At 42.5% G+C, this 1,207-nt stretch carries 1 protein-coding gene and 1 pseudogene; one reads left to right on the forward strand and one right to left on the reverse strand.

Features of this window, described 5'->3' with window-relative positions; genetic code table 11:
• Positions 1–674 precede the first annotated feature (674 nt).
• The gene (locus tag U8U68_RS21855) at positions 675–1,118 is read left to right on the forward strand and encodes a hypothetical protein (RefSeq protein ID WP_322204566.1); all 444 of its coding nucleotides are present in this window, start codon (positions 675–677) and stop codon (positions 1,116–1,118) included.
• Here the strand turns inward: U8U68_RS21855 and U8U68_RS21860 are convergent.
• Positions 1,104–1,207, reverse strand: a pseudogene (locus U8U68_RS21860) (IS5/IS1182 family transposase); the annotation flags it as partial. The gene U8U68_RS21855 and the pseudogene U8U68_RS21860 sit on opposite strands and share 15 nt — an antisense overlap.

Consider the following 1,207-nt stretch of genomic DNA (forward strand, 5'->3'; position numbering starts at 1 on the left):
CGCAGGATATCTCTCATAACATTCATTCATTTATGCGTCGGCTCCAGCATAATCCCTCTCGGGTTATTCGTTTTTTCCTCCATCCGCTTCTTTCCTATCTTTCGGCGGAGGAGTAATACAATAAATAACTATCGAGAAACTTCACAGACGCCTAGGTTAAACAACGTAGTCGACATATGTATCGCCCTACATCTTCCATATAAAGTCAGCCGTAGGCTGATAGAGCTTGCTGGATACTCTCTTAATACTTCATCCGACAACTGATTTTATGATTTCATCCTTTGCAATTACTACTTACACTCAGTTAGGTTTTGTAGGAAAATGTTCGAAGACATGCAGTCTAGCGCAAAAAAGGCGCGCCAGGAGTCTAGAAATCAGCAAAAAAAGTAATAATTTCTCGGCCAGCTCATTTGTGAAAAATCTATAATTATCTTTTTATAGCGGCGCAAAATCAGTGATGTTTGCTGAATTCACGCCGTTTTTTATCTTTTTCCTAGTTCGGATTTGGTATTATATACTCCTTTTCACCTAGATAAATATCCCCAAAAGGATACCCAAAAAATTTGCCGGGTAACTGTGCTATCATATTCTCAGAACAAGAGCTCACCCGGATAAGTGGCCACTCCGGTTTGAGTTCGCGGTTCAAAATAATTTTCCGAAAGGAAGGTTTTAATATGATAATCATTTTATTTGGCTTGTGGGGCAGCAAGCGGGTTTTCAGGGTAAAAAGTACTGGCCAGTTGGACGTATTGGTTGTCCTTGAGCGGGCAGCGCTCAAACTCGCCCACCTAAACGACAGCCCCGAATTGGTCGGCATTACAATCGAAGATGTCCTAACACTTCCAACAGAAGTGCAGCACTTAATGGGCTTCCATGCGGAAGAAACTGGGGATGAGTTTGAACCCACTTTTCATGAATCTCATTACCGCAATGAGCATCTGGTCAAACCGCAGGCAGCGCGGGAAGATGAAATCGCAGCATACATCAAGGGATACATGGAAGCCCAATATGAAAAGGGCGTCTCCGGTGTACGCGAAAACCCATCCTACCTTATTTCCTGCATGAAAGCAAGAACCTGGGCACACATCTTCCTAAGAATCTGTTTAGCATCTATTTAAGAGCAGACGAATAAAGGCAAGAGAAAACATTTGAAAAGAGTTCTGTAATTTACGTTCGCAGTTTTTCCAGAGTCTCCGACATTTGTCGA

The organism is Acutalibacter intestini (assembly GCF_034334985.1).
Taxonomy (GTDB): domain Bacteria; phylum Bacillota; class Clostridia; order Oscillospirales; family Acutalibacteraceae; genus Acutalibacter; species Acutalibacter intestini.

Coding starts and splice junctions, on each gene's coding strand:
- U8U68_RS21855 (WP_322204566.1), top strand. CDS start 675: ATGATAATCATTTTATTTGGCTTGTGGGGCAGCAAGCGGGTTTTCAGG.